15 protein-coding genes and 2 tRNA genes are annotated in these 17,310 nt (G+C 67.8%); 5 read left to right on the top strand and 12 right to left on the bottom strand.

Annotation, left to right across the window (positions count from 1 at the left end; translation table 11 throughout):
• Positions 1-77: 77 nt before the first annotated feature.
• Positions 78-1,286 carry an ROK family transcriptional regulator gene (locus QRM95_RS16425; RefSeq protein ID WP_285248598.1) on the top strand — a complete coding sequence of 403 codons (1,209 nt, stop codon included), beginning with the start codon at positions 78-80 and terminating at the stop codon, positions 1,284-1,286.
• Here the strand turns inward: QRM95_RS16425 and QRM95_RS16420 are convergent, their stop codons facing one another.
• The 8 genes from QRM95_RS16420 to QRM95_RS16385 form a co-directional block, all read right to left on the bottom strand.
• Positions 1,287-2,858, bottom strand: coding sequence for a Na+/H+ antiporter (locus QRM95_RS16420; RefSeq protein ID WP_285248597.1), 1,572 nt, complete (start codon positions 2,856-2,858; stop codon positions 1,287-1,289).
• A gap of 18 nt (positions 2,859-2,876) precedes the next feature.
• Positions 2,877-3,533, bottom strand: a complete 657-nt coding sequence (locus QRM95_RS16415) for an SDR family oxidoreductase (RefSeq protein ID WP_285248596.1) — start codon at positions 3,531-3,533, stop codon at positions 2,877-2,879.
• 16 nt (positions 3,534-3,549) lie between these two features.
• Positions 3,550-4,107 carry a dihydrofolate reductase family protein gene (locus QRM95_RS16410; protein ID WP_285248595.1) on the bottom strand — a complete coding sequence of 186 codons (558 nt, stop codon included), beginning with the start codon at positions 4,105-4,107 and terminating at the stop codon, positions 3,550-3,552.
• 22 nt (positions 4,108-4,129) lie between these two features.
• Complete coding sequence (gene yidC, locus QRM95_RS16405; protein ID WP_285248594.1) at positions 4,130-4,939, bottom strand: membrane protein insertase YidC; 810 nt, start codon at positions 4,937-4,939, stop codon at positions 4,130-4,132.
• Between the two features lie 82 nt (positions 4,940-5,021).
• Positions 5,022-5,095: transfer RNA gene (locus QRM95_RS16400), tRNA-Met, on the bottom strand.
• A gap of 61 nt (positions 5,096-5,156) precedes the next feature.
• Positions 5,157-5,228 (bottom strand) — tRNA-Thr (locus tag QRM95_RS16395).
• Positions 5,229-5,523: 295 nt separating this feature from the next.
• Positions 5,524-7,602, bottom strand: a complete 2,079-nt coding sequence (locus QRM95_RS16390; protein ID WP_285248593.1) for a DEAD/DEAH box helicase — start codon at positions 7,600-7,602, stop codon at positions 5,524-5,526.
• Between the two features lie 409 nt (positions 7,603-8,011).
• Entirely contained in the window at positions 8,012-8,665 is a 654-nt protein-coding gene (locus QRM95_RS16385; protein WP_285248592.1) for an MOSC domain-containing protein, read from the bottom strand.
• Between the two features lie 134 nt (positions 8,666-8,799).
• On the opposite strand from QRM95_RS16385, the gene QRM95_RS16380 reads away from it, so the two are divergent.
• Genes QRM95_RS16380 through QRM95_RS16365 form a run of 4 tightly spaced genes read left to right on the top strand, consistent with a single transcriptional unit; the run spans position 8,800 to position 13,287 of the window.
• Positions 8,800-9,393 (top strand): Tat pathway signal protein, encoded by a 594-nt coding sequence (locus QRM95_RS16380; protein ID WP_285248591.1) that lies wholly within the window; start codon positions 8,800-8,802, stop codon positions 9,391-9,393.
• A 3-nt stretch (positions 9,394-9,396) separates the two neighbouring features.
• Complete coding sequence (locus QRM95_RS16375) at positions 9,397-10,608, top strand: glutathionylspermidine synthase family protein (RefSeq protein WP_285248590.1); 1,212 nt, start codon at positions 9,397-9,399, stop codon at positions 10,606-10,608.
• 13 nt (positions 10,609-10,621) lie between these two features.
• Positions 10,622-12,115: an APC family permease gene (locus QRM95_RS16370; RefSeq protein WP_285248589.1), complete on the top strand. Its 1,494-nt coding sequence runs from the start codon at positions 10,622-10,624 to the stop codon at positions 12,113-12,115.
• Positions 12,112-13,287 carry an acyl-CoA dehydrogenase family protein gene (locus QRM95_RS16365; RefSeq protein WP_285248588.1) on the top strand — a complete coding sequence of 392 codons (1,176 nt, stop codon included), beginning with the start codon at positions 12,112-12,114 and terminating at the stop codon, positions 13,285-13,287. Before QRM95_RS16370 ends, QRM95_RS16365 begins: the two co-directional genes overlap by 4 nt.
• A 105-nt stretch (positions 13,288-13,392) precedes the next feature.
• Here QRM95_RS16365 and QRM95_RS16360 read toward each other — a convergent pair whose 3' ends face one another.
• The 4 genes from QRM95_RS16360 to QRM95_RS16345 form a co-directional block, all read right to left on the bottom strand.
• A complete protein-coding gene (locus QRM95_RS16360; protein ID WP_285248587.1) occupies positions 13,393-14,163 on the bottom strand; it encodes an SDR family oxidoreductase in 771 nt (256 codons plus the stop codon).
• Between the two features lie 35 nt (positions 14,164-14,198).
• Positions 14,199-15,560 (bottom strand): MFS transporter, encoded by a 1,362-nt coding sequence (locus tag QRM95_RS16355; protein ID WP_285248870.1) that lies wholly within the window; start codon positions 15,558-15,560, stop codon positions 14,199-14,201.
• A gap of 5 nt (positions 15,561-15,565) precedes the next feature.
• Complete coding sequence (locus tag QRM95_RS16350; protein ID WP_285248586.1) at positions 15,566-16,072, bottom strand: winged helix-turn-helix transcriptional regulator; 507 nt, start codon at positions 16,070-16,072, stop codon at positions 15,566-15,568.
• A gap of 72 nt (positions 16,073-16,144) precedes the next feature.
• Positions 16,145-17,308 (bottom strand): cystathionine gamma-synthase, encoded by a 1,164-nt coding sequence (locus tag QRM95_RS16345; RefSeq protein ID WP_285248585.1) that lies wholly within the window; start codon positions 17,306-17,308, stop codon positions 16,145-16,147.
• Positions 17,309-17,310: the final 2 nt, after the last annotated feature.

Here is a 17,310-nt window from a genome sequence, read left to right as displayed (position 1 = left end):
GTGTGGGTATATTTATATTGGATCTAAATTTACTTCCCCAAGTATTATCTGGTGCATTGTGCAGGAAGGTCAACAGCATGCCTGAGCCGGTTCCGGCGACTCCCCAATTGCTGCGGCGGGTCAGTGCCGGCGCGGTCCTTGAGTTCATGCGCTCCGCCGCGGCAGTAACCGTCACGGACGTCATGGCAGCCACCGGCCTGACCCGCGCCACCACCATTGCCGTCTGCGAGGACCTGGTCCGGCGGGGCTGGGTCCTGGAGCGGGAGAACCAGCGCGAGTTCGGGGGCTACCAGAAGGGCCGGCCTGCCCGCCGGTTCGAACTCAACGACCGCGCCGGCGTGGTGCTGGGCATGGACATTGGATACGCCAAGGTCACCGTGGTGGTCTCGGACCTTCGGGGCACAACCGTTGGACGCGCCAGCCGGCCGTTCCAGGCCGGCGAGGTGGGATCCGGGGAACGCATTGCGTTCATCGATGGCGTTGCCATGGCGGCACTGCGCTCCGCCGGAGCGGCACCGGACCAGGTCTTGGCGGTCTGCGCCGGTGTTGCCGCGCCGGTGGACCGGCACGGGGAGGTGCTGGCAACGCAGGAATTCTGGGGCCTGTTCGATCTGGGACTGCGGCCGGCTTTGAAGGAGGCGCGGGGGTGGACCGTGCTGCTCGAGAACGACGCCAACCTGGCCGCCCTGGGCGAGCGGTGGCTCGGCTCGGCCGCCGGGATCGATGACGTCGTGGTGATCCTGGCGAGCGAACGGCTGGGGTCCGGAATCGTGGAAGGAGGCCGGCTGGTGCACGGCAACCGCGGCAGCGCCGGGGAGCTTGCCTACCTGGATTTGGTGGACGGGGTGGGCGACACCTTCGGGATCGCCCACCTGGCCCGGACCTGGGCCGCGGAAGCCTTGGCCGGGCCCGCCCCAACCGTGCTCAGGGCTTTCCAGCCGGGCCGGGTCGAGGCCGAGCAGGTCTTCTCGGCCGCCGCGGACGGTGACGCCGTGGCCCGGGATATCCTGGACCGGCTGGCGGACAGGATGGCCCGGGTGGTGGGGACCGTGGCCACCCTGCTGAACCCGGAGCTGGTGGTGATCGGCGGCGGCGTGGCCAACTCCGCCGACGTGCTGCTGGGCCCCATTACCGCACGGCTGGTCAACTTCACGGCCACCCCCGCGCGGGTGTCCGTCTCCCCGCTGGGGGACGCGATCGTGACGGTGGGTGCGGTGCGCTGTGCCCTGGACTATGTGGAGAAGCATTCGCTCGACCTGGAGTTGGTTCCGCCGGCGCAGGCGTAGCTATTCCGGCATGATCATGGTGCGCAGGTCCAGTTGGCGCAGCACCCGGTCCGCCACCTCCGGATCCATGTCCGGTTCGTTGCGGGCCGCCACCACTTCCTGCCGCGCGGCGTCCAACGCAATCGTCTGGACCGCGACGGCCAGTTCCCGCCCGCGCTTCCGTTTTTCCGCCAAGGGCTCATCCGGCAGGTTGCCGCCCGCCAGCTCCACCTGCAGGCGGCGCATCCGTTCCTTGACCAGGGCCACCTTTTCCTGCGGCAGGTCCTTCATCAGGTGGTGCTGCTTCAGGGCCGCGACGGCGGCGGCCTGGGCGCGCGCGGCCAGCACCCGGACGGCGTCGCGTTCGGCCGTCCCGTCCTCGGAGGCCTTCAGGACGCGCATCAGCCACGGCAGCGTCAGGCCCGGAAGGACCAGCGTGGCCAGCAGCACCGCACAGGCAATAACCAGCAGGTAGTCCCGGCCGGGGAACGGCGCACCGTCTGCCAGGGTCAAGGGCAGCGCCAGGGCCAGCGCCAGGGTGGCGAGCCCGCGCATCCCGCACCACGTCAGGATGAGGACTTCCTTCCACGACGTGGGCTGCAGGACGTTCTTGCGCTTCCGGGCACCCGCGGCGAGGACGGCCAGCCACAGGAACCGGACGGCGAAGACCAGGATGCACACCACGGCCGCCACCCCGATCATGCCGAAAATATCGGCACCCTCATCCCGGATGACGTGCCGGATCTCCAGCCCCACCAGGCCGAAGGCCAGCCCTGTGACCAGCAGCTCCACCACGTCCCAGAAGGCGTTCCGCGTGACGCGCTCGGCTGCGTCCTGGGGGCGGGCGTGGCGCTGCATTTCGAGGGCCGTGACTACAACGGCGATCACACCGGACGCGTGCACCTCCTCCGCCAGGATGTAGGCGGCGAACGGCACCACCAGGGTCACCGCGCTCCGGGCAACCATGGACGTGACCAGCCTGGTGACCATGGCGATCACCCACCCCATGGCGACGCCGACCACCACGGCGAGCGCGGCGCCCAGCAGGAATTTCAGGACGACGTCGGACCCCACCTTGGTGCCGCCTACAGCGGCGGCGACGGCCGCCTGGAAAATGACGATGGCGGCGGCGTCATTGAAGAGGCCTTCGCTCTGCAGCACGGTAATCAGGCGCCGCGGCATGTGCACCCGGCCCGCCACGGACTCCACCGCCACGGGATCCGGAGGGGCCACCATGGCGCCGAGCGCGATGGCGGCGGGAACTCCGATGCCGGGAATCATCAGCCATGCCGCCCCGGCCACCGCAGCGGTACTGATCACCACCAGGGCCACGGCCAGCATGATCAGCGTGCGCCAGCGGACCCGGAACACGGCCCAGGAGCTGCGCTGGGCGGTGGCGAACAACAGCGGCGGCAGGAAGATGGGAAGAATCAGCTCGGGTGGAATCTCAAGGTCCGGAAATCCTGGAATGAACGTCAACGCCACCGCCAGGAGCAGCATCAGGACCGGGTACGGCAGCCGGAGCCGGTCCCCCAAACCCACGGCCACCACGGTGGCAAGCAGCAGGCCAATGATGAGTGCGAGCTGATCCATCCGGCTCGTGCCCGGCGCCTAGGCGCGCGGTCCCAGGGCGGCCGAGACCGGAAGGGTGCCGTCGCGGAATTCGATGGTCCGGCCGGCGGTCTGGGGCAGGTCCAGCACCGCCGCCGCCACGATGGCCGTGTTGGACCGGGACGTGTCGCGGTCCCCGTCAGGTGACGGGTCGACGTCGATCAGGCCGGTTCCGGGTTTGTCAGTCAAGGCACCCGGGCCCAGGATGGTCCACTCCAGCGCGGTACCGCGCAGGTACTCGTCCGCGGCGGCCTTGGCCTCGGCATAGGCGAAGAAGCTGTTGCTTTCGGGGACGCCGTGGTCCTTGCCGGCGCCGAAGTAGGACACCATGACATACCGGTTGACGCCCGCCTGGATGGCGGCGTCGATGGAGCGGATGGCAGCGTCCCGGTCAACGGCGTAGGTCCGTTCAGGGTTGCCGCCGCCGGCGCCTGCGGACCAGACCACGGCGTCGTGACCCTGGAGTGCGCCGGCGATGTCCCCCGTGGTGGCATTCTCGACGTCCAGGACCACCGCCGTGGCGCCGGTCTCCGTAACGTCCGGCGCATGGTCGGGATTCCTGATGAACGAGGTGACGCTGTGGCCCTCCCCGGTCAGGAGGGCGGACAGGAGGAGGGCCACTTTCCCGTGGCCGCCAATGATGGCGATGCGTGTCATGCCCCCATTCTGCCTGCTACGTCAGACATCTGTAACGCAGGTACACCGTGCCCGCTTCGAAGCGGCGCTCATCGACGAGCTCGAGCCGGGACTCCAGGCCGTCCGGCAGGAAACGCAGGCCGCCGCCCACGGCCACCGGGGTGATGAACAGCCGGCACTCGTCCACGAGGCCGGCATTCAGGGCGTGCGCGGCGAGCGTGGGCCCGCCAATGGTGATGTCCTTGCCGCCGGCCGACTTCAGGCGCCGCACGTCGTCAGGCCTGAACTGGCGTTCCACCCGGGTTCTGGGCGTCGCGGCGGCGTCAAGAGTGGTCGAGTACACCACCTTGTCCGCCCCCTTCCAGATCCGCGCGTAGTCCTGGATCACGGCCGGTTCATCCGATGTGTCCCACGTTTCCCAGGCCGACATCACCTGGTACATCCTGCGGCCGAAAAGGTACGTACCCACGTCCCGTTCGAGGTCGTTGATGAAGGCATGGACTTCCTCGTCGGGAGCGGACCAGGCAAAGGTGCCGTCCCGGTCCGCGATGTAGCCGTCGAGGGACATGATTCCGGAGTAGATCAGCTGCGCCATGGGCCCATTCTGCCCGTGGAACTCAGCCATGCCCAGGACTTCGTGCCACCAGGTACTGCTGCCCCAAGGTCCAGAGGTTGGAGACCGTCCAATAGGCCAGGACGCCGATGGGAAAGAAGATCCCGCCAACACCGAAGACCACCGGCAGGACGTAGAGGAGGACCTTCTGTTGCCGGACCAGCGGGCTCTCCGGATCCTGCCCGGCCATGGTCCGGGCAGCCACAAGTTTCTGGGTGAGGAACTGGCAGGCGATCATCACCAGAATCATGACGACGGCGAGCACGGCCACCGCGGCCGGGTCACCCCCGCCGTGAAACAGGGACGCGGACAGGGGTGCCCCGAAAATGCTGGACGAGTCGAACTGGGCCACCTGTGCCGGACCCATCGCGCCGATGCCGGCCCCCTGTTGCGAGGCGTTGGAGACCCCTGACAGGACCTGGAACAGGGCCAGGAAAAACGGCGCCTGGATCAGCAGTGGCAGGCACGCGGAGAAGGGATTGGTGCCGTGCTTCCGGTACAGGGCCATCTGCTCCTGGGCCAGGGCCTGCCGTGAAGCCTGGTCTGTCCTGCCCTTGTACCTGTCCTGCAGTACCTTCAGGTCCGGCTGCAGGCGGCCCATCCTGCGCTGGGCCCGGACCTGCGCCAGGAACACCGGAATAAGGGCGGCCCGGATCACCAGGACCAGGCCCACAATGGCCAAGGTCCAGGTGGAGCCGGCTGCCGGTGGCATTCCCGCCGAACCCAGCCCGTCGTGGAAAGCCACCATGATGACGGACACCAGCCACCGGAAAGGCTCCATGACCGCCGCAACAACATCCACCGAATCCCCCATCCGCCAGTTGCTGCAAAGCTACTGCCGATCCGGGGAACAGGAAAGCCCCCGGAATCCTTGCGGATTCCGGGGGCTTAGCCTGTAGCGGTGGGGAGGCTCGATCTCCCGACCTCACGATTATGAGTCGTGCGCTCTAACCAACTGAGCTACACCGCCACGAATGAGAAAAACCTGCGTCAAGCCGGTCAAAACCGCCTTGACGCAGGCCCTCATCCAGAGCCCCCCACCGGAATCGATCCGGTGACCTCGTTCTTACCAAGAACGCGCTCTACCACTGAGCTAGGGGGGCAACGAGTAAATACTCTACCGGAAGATTTACGCACCAACAAATCGGCGCCCGGAGCCCGTCCCGGACGGTTGGACGGGCTCTGTTAGGGTCCGCGAAAGCTTGTTTTTCCGCGGAATTCCGGGGTTGTAGAGGGAATGGACAGCAAGGAGGACGACGGCGCCAGGGACCTTTCCGGGGCCACGGACCATCGCGCCGGGGCACGAATGTGGCGAGTCCCACACCCGCGCGCTTAAACGCCGATGGGCCGGCTCGAAAGCCGGCCCATCGTCGTCGTCAATTCCTCAACGCCGGGCGTTTACCACTTGCCCTTGCGGTTGAAGTCGCGGTGTCCGCTGTCGCCGCCGTGGCGGGGCTTGCGGGAGCCGTCGCCGTGGCCACCGAAGCGCGAGTCGCCGGCCTGGCCCCGGTCACTGAAGGACCGCTCCGACCGCTCGCTGTAGGAACGTCCGCCGCGCTCAGCGGAGGACCGCTCGCCGTCGTTCTTCCGGAATTCCTTCTTGAATCCGCCGTTGCCCTTGAAGTTGCCTCCCCGGTCGCCGCCGCGATTGCCCTGGTAGGCGCCCCGGTCACCGGAAGGCCTGCGGCCGTTGTCCAGCTCGAGGTGGATCAGCTCGCCGCCGATCCGGGTACGGGACAGGGCGCGCAGCTGCTCGGCGCTCAGGTCTGCGGGCAGCTCCACCAGGGAGTGGTCCGAGCGGATGTCGATCCCGCCGATCTGCGCGGACGAGATGCCGCCTTCGTTGGCAATGGCGCCCACGATGGAGCCGGGCATGACGCGCTGGCGGCGTCCCACGGCGATCCGGTAGGTGGCATTGCCCTCGGTCAGGGCACGGGTGGGCCCGCGGGAGCCAAAGCCGTCCTTGGAGCGTTCCCGCTTCTGGAATTCGGGAGCGGCAGGCAGTTCCTTGACCAGCAGCGGCTGGCCGCCCTGCGCCATCACGGCAAGGGCCGCAGCGATCTCTGCCGCCGGGACGTTGTGCTCTTCCTCGTAGGAGGCGATGAGGTCGCGGAACGCCGCGACATCCTCGGAGGCGAGGGTCTCGGTGATGCGCTCGGCGAACTTGCCCAGGCGCAGCGTGTTCACGGTCTCGGCCGTGGGCAGGTGCATCTGTTCCACCGGCTGGCGGGTGGCCTTTTCGATGGAACGCAGCAGGTACTTCTCCCGAGGCGTCATGAACAGGATCGCTTCGCCGGAACGGCCGGCACGGCCCGTGCGGCCGATGCGGTGCACGTAGGACTCGGTGTCATGCGGGATGTCGTAGTTGATCACGTGGCTGATCCGCTCGACGTCAAGGCCACGGGCGGCAACGTCGGTGGCCACCAGGATGTCGATCCGGCCTTCCTTCAGCGCGTCGACGGTGCGTTCGCGCTGCTGCTGCGGGATGTCGCCGTTGATGGCGGCAGCCTGGAAGCCGCGGGACTTCAGCTTGTCAGCCAGGTCCTCGGTGGCCATCTTGGTCCGCACGAAGGCGATGACGCCGTCGAAGTCTTCCACCTCAAGGATGCGGGTGAGAGCGTCCAGCTTCTGCGGGCCCATGATCTGGAGGTAGCGCTGCCGGGTGTTGGCTCCGGTGGTGGTCTTGGACTTGACCTGGACCTCGGCCGGATTGTTGAGGTACTGCTTGGACATCCGGCGGATCTGGCCCGGCATGGTGGCCGAGAACAGCGCCACCTGGCGGTCCTCCGGGGTCTGCTGGAAGATCTGCTCCACGTCTTCGGCGAAGCCCATCCGCAGCATCTCGTCAGCCTCGTCCAGCACCAGGTACTGGAGTTCGGACAGGTCCAGGGAACCCTTGGAGATGTGGTCGATCACGCGGCCGGGGGTACCCACAACCACCTGGGCGCCGCGGCGGAGGCCGGCGAGCTGGGGGCCGTAGGCGGACCCGCCGTAGACCGGCAGCACGGTGAAGTCATCAATGTGCTTGGCGTAGGAGGTGAACGCTTCGGCAACCTGCAGCGCCAGCTCGCGGGTGGGAGCCAGGACCAGGGCCTGGGTCTTCCGGGAGGGGCCGTTGAGGTCGTGGAGTTCGGCAAGGCGGGACAGCGCCGGTACTGCGAATGCTGCAGTCTTACCGGTGCCGGTCTGGGCCAGGCCCACCACGTCGCGGCCTTCAAGCAGCAGCGGGATGGTGGCTGCCTGGATGGGGGACGGCTTTTCGTACCCGACGTCCTGCAGGGCGGCCAGGACGCGGCCATCGATGCCAAGATCGGCGAACTTGACGGTGTTTTCGTCTTCATCCGCAGCGGGGGCGGCCGTGGCAGGCGCCTCAGCAGCGGGAGCCTCGGCAGCAGGGGCTTCCGCGGCGGGAGCGGTTACGGGAGCCTCGGCGGCGTCCTCGACAACAGCGGTGGTTTCGTTCTGGTTTTCGGGCATAGGGAGATATTCCTCATCCATAGGGGGCCAGGCGGCACAACCCGAGGTGAGCGGAGCCGCAGTACACGTGCCGATGGTGCCGGGCAGACGTTGACCGGCCGGTCACAGAAGTCCGGCGCTTTCGCAATCCCGTGGCAGGACTTCGCGCTGCATCTCTTGGCTGCTATCCCAGCAGTCTGTACAGCGTTTTCTTTAGCCGGCTCTCCCTATGAAAATGCCCGCATCGCTTGCGCGGGCCCCAACACTTGCCAGTCCTGCCTCAAAAATTGGGCAGGAATAAGGGATTTCCGGAGTGGGGGATATTTCAAGTGTAAAGGACGGACACCGCCTGCGGGAAATCAAGGGCCCGGCGACGGCGGTGAGCTTGCGCACACGCCCCGGAGACAGCGCGCCACGGGGCTTGCGGTGGCTACTCCCCCAGCCGCCGCATCAGTACCTCGAACCTGGTGTGGTATTCGTCCTGGAGCCTGATTTCGCCGTCGGCCTCGGCATCGCGGAGGGCCTCGACGGCCTCCGCGTCGGGCGCGCTGAACCACCGGCCGATGGTGACCCCATGGCGCGGCACGAACGTCCGGTGGATGTAATCGCCCGCCTGGATGGTGCCGGTGCGGATAACGCGCAGGTAGGCGCCCACCCGGCCTTCCTCGGTGAAGCGCTTCACCCACTGGGGTTCCTTCATCCGGCGTTGGAAGGTGGCGCAGGGGACGCGCGGCGAGGTGACTTCAAGGACGACGTCGGTCCCTACCTGCCAGCGCTCCCCGATCACCGCATTGGTTGGTTCGATGCCGGAGACCCGCAGGTTCTCCCCAAAGATCCCCGGCGGCAGCTCGCGTCCGAGCGCCCCGGCCCAGAAATCCGCGTCGGACTGGGAGTAGGCGTAGATGGCCTGGTCCTCGCCGCCGTGGTGGACCCTGTTGGCCTGGATGTCCCCGTGCACGCCCAGCTTGTGCACCTTCACGGGACCGTCGGACGGGCGTTTGTCGATCGCCGTGACACCAACGTTTCCCTGGTCTCCCAGGAGCTGGTGGACGCGGCAGACGGCGAGGACAGAAGCTGGTTCCATGGCTTCAGTCTAGGGTTCCTGCCGGTGGTGCCAATCTCGTCAACTCAGTCTTGCAGGGACTACGCTGGGTCGAGGCTTGCAGGTGGGGGTGCAGCGCTGCGCCCAAAGAGTATGGACAACCGAGGGGGACGGCCGTGGACTCGAACGAAAAAGACCCGAAAGAGGACCCGGAAAAGGCGCCTCCGGAGGGAGGCGGAACCGCCAAGCCGCCGCCCTGGCAGGTCCCCAAGCCGGAGCTGCGCCCCGACCTCCTCAAGGAGCCGGTCCCCCTGGTGGACCCGTTTGCCCGCGAGCGCGAAAAGCAGCTCAATGCCGCTGCGGCGAAGAAGAAGCGCTCCCAGCGCCGCACGGTGGTGGTGGGCCTGGGCGTCACGGCCCTCCTGGCGGGAACCATCACGGCGGTGGTGGCCAGCAACGAGGACGACCCCGAGTACGCGCAGGTCTGCTTCAACGACGACACCGGCGAGCGCGTCGAGGACACCAACTGCGACAGCTCCGCCGGCCGCAGCGGCGGCGTCTACGCCTGGTATTTCTACTCCCGCGGGGCCAGCGTCCCGCCGGTGGGCCAGAACAGGTCCACGGCGCCGGGTTACACGCGGACCATCCCCAGCGGGGCCAAGGCTTCCACGGGGTACAGCAGCAAGGGCGGCACGGTCAGCCGCGGCGGGTTTGGTTCCAGCGCCAAGAGCGGCTCGAGTGGCGGCGGCGGCAAGGTCTCGGGAGGCTGAGCGGTGAAGAGACTGATATCCGAACCACGGCCCGGCTGGAAGCAGAAGATCGAAGAGCAGGGCCTGGTCTTTTCCACCACCACCATGGACGACGGGCGCCGGATCGAGTACTGGAACGAATCGGCGTATTACGAGTTCAGCATGGACGAGGTGGAGACCCTTGAAGCCGCGGCCGAGGACATGCACCGGATGTGCCTGGAGGCGGCGAAGTTCCTGGCCACCGGGGCCATGGGGAGCATCGGCATCGGCCCCCAGGCACTGGAGCTGGCGGCTGAATCCCTGCAGGCCGCCGACGTGGACGTCTACGGCCGGTTCGACTTCATATACGACGGCCAGGGCGGCCCGGCGAAGATGCTCGAATACAACGCCGACACCCCCACCGGACTCATCGAGGCGGCCGTGGCGCAGTGGTTCTGGCTGCAGGACGTGTTCCCGGAAAAGGACCAGTGGAACGGCATCCACGAGGCCCTGATCCGCCAGTGGAAGAAATTCCAGTACCGCACCGGCATGAGCACCCTCCACGTGGCCCACTCCGAAGTGGAGGAATCCGGCGAGGACTGGATGACCGCCGCGTACATGCGCGACGTCGCCAGCCAGGCGGGGTGGACCACCATCGGGATCAACATGTCGGATATCGGCTGGGACCCCAACCTGAACCGGTTCGTGGACCTGGACAACTTCATGATCAGCACCATCTTCAAGCTCTACCCGTGGGAGCTGATGATGAAGGAAGAGTTCGGGCCCCGCCTCCTGGAACGGGCCCATAATCCACGATGGGTTGAGCCGGCCTGGAAGATGCTGCTTTCCAACAAGGCCCTGCTGGCCGCATTGTGGCACCTCTACCCGGACCACCCCAACCTGCTGCCTGCCTACCTCACGGACCCTGGGCCGCTGAAGGAATGGGTGGCCAAGCCGCTGCATGGCCGCGAAGGCGACAACATCCGGATCCACGCGGACGGCCTCACCGTGGAACAACCCGGCGGTTACGGCCGCGAGGGCTGGTGCTACCAGCAGTACCACGCCCTTCCCGACTTCGACGGCAACCGTCCAGTGCTGGGCCTTTGGGTGGTGGACGGCGAATCCGTGGGCTGCGGCATCCGGGAATCCGACGGCCCGGTCACGGACTACTTCTGCCGCTTTGTGCCCAACACCATCGACGCACCGGCACCCCTTTCGGCGGTGGCCAACTCCAGCAAGGCAGGTATCGTCCTATGAACCCGGAGACAGCATGAGCACGGATATCACGACGACGGGAGGCCCGGGCAGCGGGCCCGGCGCCCCGGTGCCGGGCAAGGGATTGCGGGCCGGGATCCTGGACCTTGGCGACTCGGTAATGCTGGGGCTGGCCTCCACTGCCCCGGTGTACTCACTGGCCGCCACCTTGGGCCTGATTGTTGCCGTCAACGGCAACTACACTCCCTTGATCCTGCTGCTGGGATTCGTCCCGGTCCTGTTCATCGCCTACGCCTTCCGGGAGCTCAACAGTGCCATCCCGGACTGCGGCACCACGTTCACCTGGTCCCGCCAGGCTTTCGGCCCGTGGGCGGGCTGGTTGGGCGGCTGGGGTGTGGCACTGGCCGGGATCGTGGTCCTGGCCAACCTCGCCCAGGTGGCCGGCCAGTATGTGTGGCTGCTGGTGGGTGACGGGTCGCTTGCGCAGAACAAGGTGGTTGTCACCGCCACGGGCCTGCTGTTCATCGTCCTGATGACCCTGGTGAACTACCGCGGCATCCGGTTGGGTGAACACGTCCAGCGGGTGCTGACCTATGTCCAGTACATTGCCCTGGGCGTCTTCGCCCTTGCCCTGGTGGTGCGGATCGTGGGCGGCGCCCCGGAAGGCCAGGCCTTCGATTTTGAGTGGTTCAACCCGGCGGGAGCCTTTGCCGATCCCGGCGCCGTGGTGCATGGAACCCTCCTTGCCCTGTTCATCTACTGGGGCTGGGACACCTGCCTTGCCGTGAACGAGGAGACCGAGAACCCCGCCAGTACGCCCGGCCGCGGGGCCGTGATTTCAGCTTTCGTCCTGATGGCGATCTATGTTTCGGTGGCACTGCTGGTGATGATGTACGCCACCGTGGGCACCGAGGGCATCGGCCTGGGCAACGAGGCAAACAAGGACGATGTCTTCCTCGCCATGAAGGACGTCGTCCTGGGACCCTGGGGCTGGCTGATCGTCGTCGCGGTCCTGGCTTCCGTCCTGTCCTCCACCCAGACCACCATCCTGCCAACGGCCCGCGGCACCCTGTCCATGGGGGTCCACGGGGCCCTGCCGGCGAAGTTCGCCGAGGTCCACGAGCGGAACCAGACGCCCGGTTTTTCCACCCAGGTGATGGGCGGTGCGGCTGCCGCCTACTACGTGGCCATGAGCTTCCTGAGCGAGAACCTGCTGGCAGACTCCATCAGCGCCATCAGCCTGTTCATCGCCTTCTACTACGCCCTTACCGGGTACGCCTGCTTCTGGTACTTCCGGACCACCTTGCGGGACTCCGCACGGAACCTCTGGTTCCGCGGCATCCTTCCCCTCCTCGGGGCGGTGCTGCTGACTGCTGCGTTCTTCGTCTCCGCCGTGCAGATGTGGGACCCGGCGTACGGCGATACCCGGATCTTCGGCGTCGGAGGTGCGTTTGTCAGCGGCGTGGTGCTGCTGGCGCTGGGCGTGGTCCTGGCAGCCGTGTGCAGGTTCCTGCCGGCCACCCGCGGCTACTTCGAGGTGAAGCGTTGAGCGCCGGCCCGTCCGATGTCCTGGACCTCGACTCCCTGCTGTCAGCGGACGAGCTGGAGCTCCGCGAGCATATCCGGGACTTCACCCGCCAGCGGATCAAGCCGGATATCGCCCGGTGGTACGAGGACGCGGTGTTCCCGGTGGAACTGGCCCCCGAACTCGGCGAGCTCGGCGTCCTGGGGATGCACTTGGAAGGCTACGGCTGCCCGGGCCGGACCGCCGTCGAATACGGACTCGCGGCCATGGAACTGGAAGCCGGCGACTCCGGCATCCGCACGTTCGTGTCCGTCCAGGGGTCGCTTGCCATGACCGCCATCCACACCTGGGGCTCGGAGGAGCAGAAGCAGGAATGGCTGCCGCGGATGGCCGCCGGCGAGGTGATCGGCTGCTTTGCCCTGACCGAGCCCACTGCGGGCTCCGACCCTGCCGCCATGGCCACCTTCGCCACCCGGGACGGCAGTGGAGACGACGCCGGCTGGGTGCTCAACGGGGCCAAGCGCTGGATCGGGCTTGCCTCGGTGGCCGGGGTGATGGTGGTCTGGGCCATGACGGACGACGGCGTGCACGGTTTCCTGGTGCCGGCGGGAACCCCCGGCGTGACGGCAACGCCCATCCGGCATAAGCTCTCCATGCGCGCGTCCATCCAGTGCGACGTGGTGTTCGACGACGTCCGGCTGGGCCCGGAGGCGCTGTTGCCTGCGGCCCGCGGGCTGCGTGGCCCGTTCACCTGCCTGAACGAGGCCCGGTACGGCATTGCGTGGGGCGCCATGGGCGCGGCCCGTGACTCCTACGAGGCCGCGCTGGCCTATTCGCTGGACCGGCTGCAGTTCGGCAAACCGCTGGCCGGGTACCAGCTCACGCAGGAGAAGCTGGTGAACATGCTGCTGGAGATCCAGAAGGGCACCCTCCTGGCGCTGCACCTGGGCCGGCTGAAGGACGCCGGGACCCTCCGGCCGGAGCAGATTTCGCTGGCCAAGTTGAACAACGTCCGCGAGGCCATCGCCGTGGCGCGCGAAGCACGGACCATCCTGGGTGGCAACGGCATCACCGGCGACTACTCACCGGTCCGGCACGCCGCGAACCTGGAGTCGGTCCGGACCTACGAGGGCACCGACGAAGTGCACACCCTGATCCTGGGCAGGCATGTCACCGGGCTGGACGCCTTCCACTGACCCTTCTTCCCAACTAGGTCGCAGTTGCTGCCGTTTTGGCGGCCCAAAACGGCATCTACTGCGAGCCAGTTGGGAGGGCGCGGGGCGAACGGGGCCGCAGGGAACTCACGCGGAGAAGCCGCCGTCGGCCTTGATCAGCTGCCCGGAGACCCAGCGCCCGGCGGGCGAGAGCAGGAACGCCACCGTTCCGGCGACGTCGGCAGGGGTGCCGAGGCGGCCGGTGGGCTGCTGGGCGGTGAGCTCCTCCCGCACGGCCTGGGTCATCCAGCCCGTATCGATGGGCCCGGGGTTCAGGACGTTCGCCGAGATGCGCTGTGGACCCAGCTCGCGTGCGGCGGCAATGACGATCCGGTCCAGGGCACCCTTGGAGGCGCCGTAGGGAAGGTTGAACGCGGTGTGGTCGCTGGTCAGTGCCACGATCGCGCCGCCGTCATCCGTGGCCTGGCGGGCGAATGCGGCGATCAGCTGCCAGCTGGCGCGCGTGTTCACCGCGAAGTGCCGGTCGAAGGACTCCACACTGGTGTCCAGCACCCCCGAATCCACCGATTCGGCATGGCTAAGCACGAGGCCCCGCAGCGGACCGGCCAGCTCCACGGCCTCGGCCACCAGCCTCTCCGGCACACCGGGGTCGTGCAGGTCTGCGGGTACGGCGTGGACCGTGGCGCCGATGGCTTCGAGCTCGGCGGTAAGGCGGAGGACATCGTCCGGCTCACTCCCCCACGGCATCCGGGCGTCATAGCCGGCCCAGTAGGAGAGGACGAGGTCCCAGCCATCGGCCGCCAGCTGCCGGGTGATGCCGGCACCGATGTTCCCGGTGCGCCCGGCACCGGTGACCAGGGCAACGGGGCGGGCAGCGGCGGGTGCGTCTGATTCCATCCGACCAGCCTAGCGCCGCCCCGTGGGGCGCTGGTTCAGGCAGCAGCCGGCTCCGCTTCCCGCGAACTCCGCTCCCGGCGGATGGTGGCGCTGATGACCGCAGCGATGGTGCACATGGCCGCCGCACCCAGCCAGGCGTAGGTGTAGTGCCCGGTGGCATCGCGCAGGGCTCCGGCGGCGATCGCTGCCGCCGCGGCGCCCAGCTGGTGGGCCGCGAACACCCAGCCGAAGACCACGCTGCCGTCCGCACCGAACGTCTCGCGGCAGATGGCGGCCGTGGGGGGAACGGTGGCTACCCAGTCCAGGCCGTAGATCACCACGAACACGATCATGCTGGGCTGGACCTCGGCGTTCAGCAGCAACGGCAGCACCAGCAGGCCGATGCCGCGGAACTGGTAGTAGACGGCCAGCAGGACGCGGGCATTGAACCGGTCGGTCAGCCACCCGGAGGCGATGGTGCCGATGATGTCGAACATCCCGACGACGGCGAGCAGTCCCGCGGCCGTGGTTTCGGGCATTCCGTGGTCGTGTGCGGAGGGGATGAAGTGGGTGCCGATCAGCCCGTTGGTGGTGGCACCGCAGATGGCGAAACCTGCCGCCAGCGCCCAGAACGTCCGGACTTTGATGGCCCGGCGGAGGACTTGGAGGGCGCGGACGGCGGCGTTGGCACGGGGCCCGTCCGCGGCTGCGGGGGCTTTGGCTCCGTCTGGCTCCACGGCGTCCGCGGGCACCGGAGGCAGGGCGCCGTACGGCAACACCCCGACGTCGGCGGGCGAGTTCTTGAGGAACTTCAGCACCAGCGGGACCACCGCGAGGGCGCCGGCGGCGATCAGCAGGGACGCCTGCCGCCAGCCGGGGTCCTGTGCCAGCAAGGCGATGAACGGCAGGAAGACGAGCTGGCCTGCGGCGCTCCCGGCGGTCAGGATGCCGATGACCAGCCCCCGGTTTTTGGTGAACCAGGTGTTGGCGATAGTGGCCGCGAAGACCAAGGCCATGGAACCGGTGCCGAGGCCGATCAACAGGCCCCAGGTCAGCAGGATCTGCCAGGACTGGTTCACCAGCACCGTCAAGGCGCTGCCAAGGCCGATCAGGACCAGGGCTGTTGCCGTGACGGCCCGGATGCCGAACCGTTCCATCAGGGCGGCGGCGAACGGTGCGGTCAGGCCGAACAGGACAAGGTTGATGCTGACCGCCGCCGACAGGACCGTGGTGGACCAGCCGAACTCCTGCTGGAGCGGGACCATGAGGACCCCGGGGGCCGCCCGGAATCCGGCCGCCCCGACCAGCGCCAGGAACGCTACGGCGGCGACGATCCATGCCGGGTGCAGCCGGCGGCGCCGGACCGTGTCCGGCCGGGTGGCGGCGTCGGCGGGTAGTTCGGCTGCGTCCTCGGGCAGGGCGCTCACGCGGCCGATCCTTCCCGGGCTGCGGTGGATAACCGGATGGGCTGCTCGGACCGTGACCGGCTGTGCCAGCTGGTGTTCGCGGCGGTGAGCCGTTCCCCGCACCAGGTGCAGGTGTCGGCCGAGGTGGTGGGTTTCCCGCAGCCCGAATGGATGACGTACAGGTGGGCCTGGTCCGAGGGTGCCGGCAGGTGCTTCTCCGCCCAGATGGTGACCGCGTTCAGGACCGGGAGTGCGTCTTCACCCATGGCGGTGAGCACGTATTCCTGGCGGGTGCGGCCGCCGTCGTCGTACGGCTTCTTCTCCAGCAGCCCGGACTCGACAAGACCCGCGAGCCGCTTGGTGAGGACTGAGTCGGCCACTTCGAGGCGGGCCTTCATGGGGTCGAAGCGGCCGTTCCCGAAGAAGACCTCGCGCAGGACCAGGACGGACCAGGGGTCGCCCAGGATGTCCAGGCCGCGGGCCATGCTGCAGGTGCGTTGGGACCAGTCAGATCGGAGGGGCATACGGGAACCCTAGCTGACTTTCTTCAAGAAAGCTAGGGTTCCCGTGCCACGGCTACCGTATTGCGGAAGCGTCTACGGTATTGCGGAAAAGGCGTGGTCCAGGTCGGCGATGAGGTCCTCGACATCCTCGATGCCGCAGGACAGGCGCAGCAGGTTGACCGGAACTGCAAGCTCGGTCCCTTTCACCGAGGCGTGGGTCATCTCGGACGGGTAGTTCATGAGCGATTCGATTCCGCCCAGCGATTCGGCCAGGGTGAACACGGTGGTGGACTCCGCCACCTTCCGGGCCGCGGCCTCACCGCCCTTGAACTGCACGGACACCATGCCGCCGAACTTGCGCATCTGTGTCCTGGCGAGATCGTGGCCGGGGTGCGACGGCAGGCCCGGATACAGCACAGCCTCCACCTCGGGACGCTCCAGCAGCCACTCGGCCACCGCCTGGCCGTTCTCGCTGTGCCGGTCCATGCGCACGCCAAGCGTCTTCAGCCCGCGGGTGGTCAGGAAGGCGTCCATGGGGCCGGACACCGCACCCACCGCGAACTGCACGAACCCGATCTTCTCCGCCAGCTCCGCGTCCTTGACCACAACGGCGCCGCCCACCACATCCGAGTGTCCGCCAATGTACTTGGTGGTGGAGTGGACTACGACGTCGGCACCGAGGGCCAGCGGGTTCTGCAGGTAGGGCGAGGCGAAGGTATTGTCCACCACCAGCAGGGCGCCGGCAGCGTGGGCGATATCTGCGAGCGCGGCGATGTCCGTGATCTTCATCAGCGGGTTGGAGGGGGTCTCCACCCACACGAAGCGCGTCTTGTTGGCGGCGACGGCGCTGCGGACGGTGTCCAGGTTGGCCATGTCCACAGGGGTGTTGCCGATCCCCCAATCGCCCAGCACGCGGCTGATCAGCCGGTAGGTGCCGCCGTACGCGTCGTTGCCGAGCACAATGTGGTCGCCCGGGCGGGTGAGGGCACGGATGAGGGCGTCTTCCGCGGCCAGGCCGGAGCTGAAGCTGTAGGCGTGCGTCCCGAGTTCCAGGGCGGCAAGCTGTTCCTGCAGCGCGTCCCTGGTAGGGTTGCCGCCGCGGCCGTACTCGTACCCGCTGCGCAGGCCGCCGATGCCGTCCTGGGCATAGGTGGAACTGAAGTGCAGCGGCGGCACCACGGCGCCGGTGCGGGGCTCGAAGGCCTGGCCGGCGTGGACGGCGCGGGTGTTGAATCCTTGGTTCTCAGAGGCAGTCATGG

It is taken from the genome of Pseudarthrobacter sp. efr-133-R2A-89, from assembly GCF_030209315.1.
Taxonomy (GTDB): Bacteria; Actinomycetota; Actinomycetes; order Actinomycetales; family Micrococcaceae; genus Arthrobacter.
The sequence above is the reverse complement of the archived record's forward strand: the minus strand, read 5'-3'. Positions and strand labels throughout refer to the sequence as shown.

Excerpts from the sequence above, each read along its gene's own strand:
- QRM95_RS16350 (WP_285248586.1), bottom strand. The coding sequence starts at position 16,072 with ATGCCCCTCCGATCTGACTGGTCCCAACGCACCTGCAGCATGGCCCGC.
- QRM95_RS16420 (WP_285248597.1), bottom strand. The coding sequence starts at position 2,858 with ATGGATCAGCTCGCACTCATCATTGGCCTGCTGCTTGCCACCGTGGTG.
- QRM95_RS16370 (WP_285248589.1), top strand. The coding sequence starts at position 10,622 with ATGAGCACGGATATCACGACGACGGGAGGCCCGGGCAGCGGGCCCGGC.
- QRM95_RS16390 (WP_285248593.1), bottom strand. The coding sequence starts at position 7,602 with ATGCCCGAAAACCAGAACGAAACCACCGCTGTTGTCGAGGACGCCGCC.
- yidC (WP_285248594.1), bottom strand. The coding sequence starts at position 4,939 with ATGGGGGATTCGGTGGATGTTGTTGCGGCGGTCATGGAGCCTTTCCGG.
- QRM95_RS16410 (WP_285248595.1), bottom strand. The coding sequence starts at position 4,107 with ATGGCGCAGCTGATCTACTCCGGAATCATGTCCCTCGACGGCTACATC.
- QRM95_RS16425 (WP_285248598.1), top strand. The coding sequence starts at position 78 with ATGCCTGAGCCGGTTCCGGCGACTCCCCAATTGCTGCGGCGGGTCAGT.
- QRM95_RS16345 (WP_285248585.1), bottom strand. The coding sequence starts at position 17,308 with ATGACTGCCTCTGAGAACCAAGGATTCAACACCCGCGCCGTCCACGCC.
- QRM95_RS16360 (WP_285248587.1), bottom strand. The coding sequence starts at position 14,163 with ATGGAATCAGACGCACCCGCCGCTGCCCGCCCCGTTGCCCTGGTCACC.
- QRM95_RS16415 (WP_285248596.1), bottom strand. The coding sequence starts at position 3,533 with ATGACACGCATCGCCATCATTGGCGGCCACGGGAAAGTGGCCCTCCTC.
- QRM95_RS16385 (WP_285248592.1), bottom strand. The coding sequence starts at position 8,665 with ATGGAACCAGCTTCTGTCCTCGCCGTCTGCCGCGTCCACCAGCTCCTG.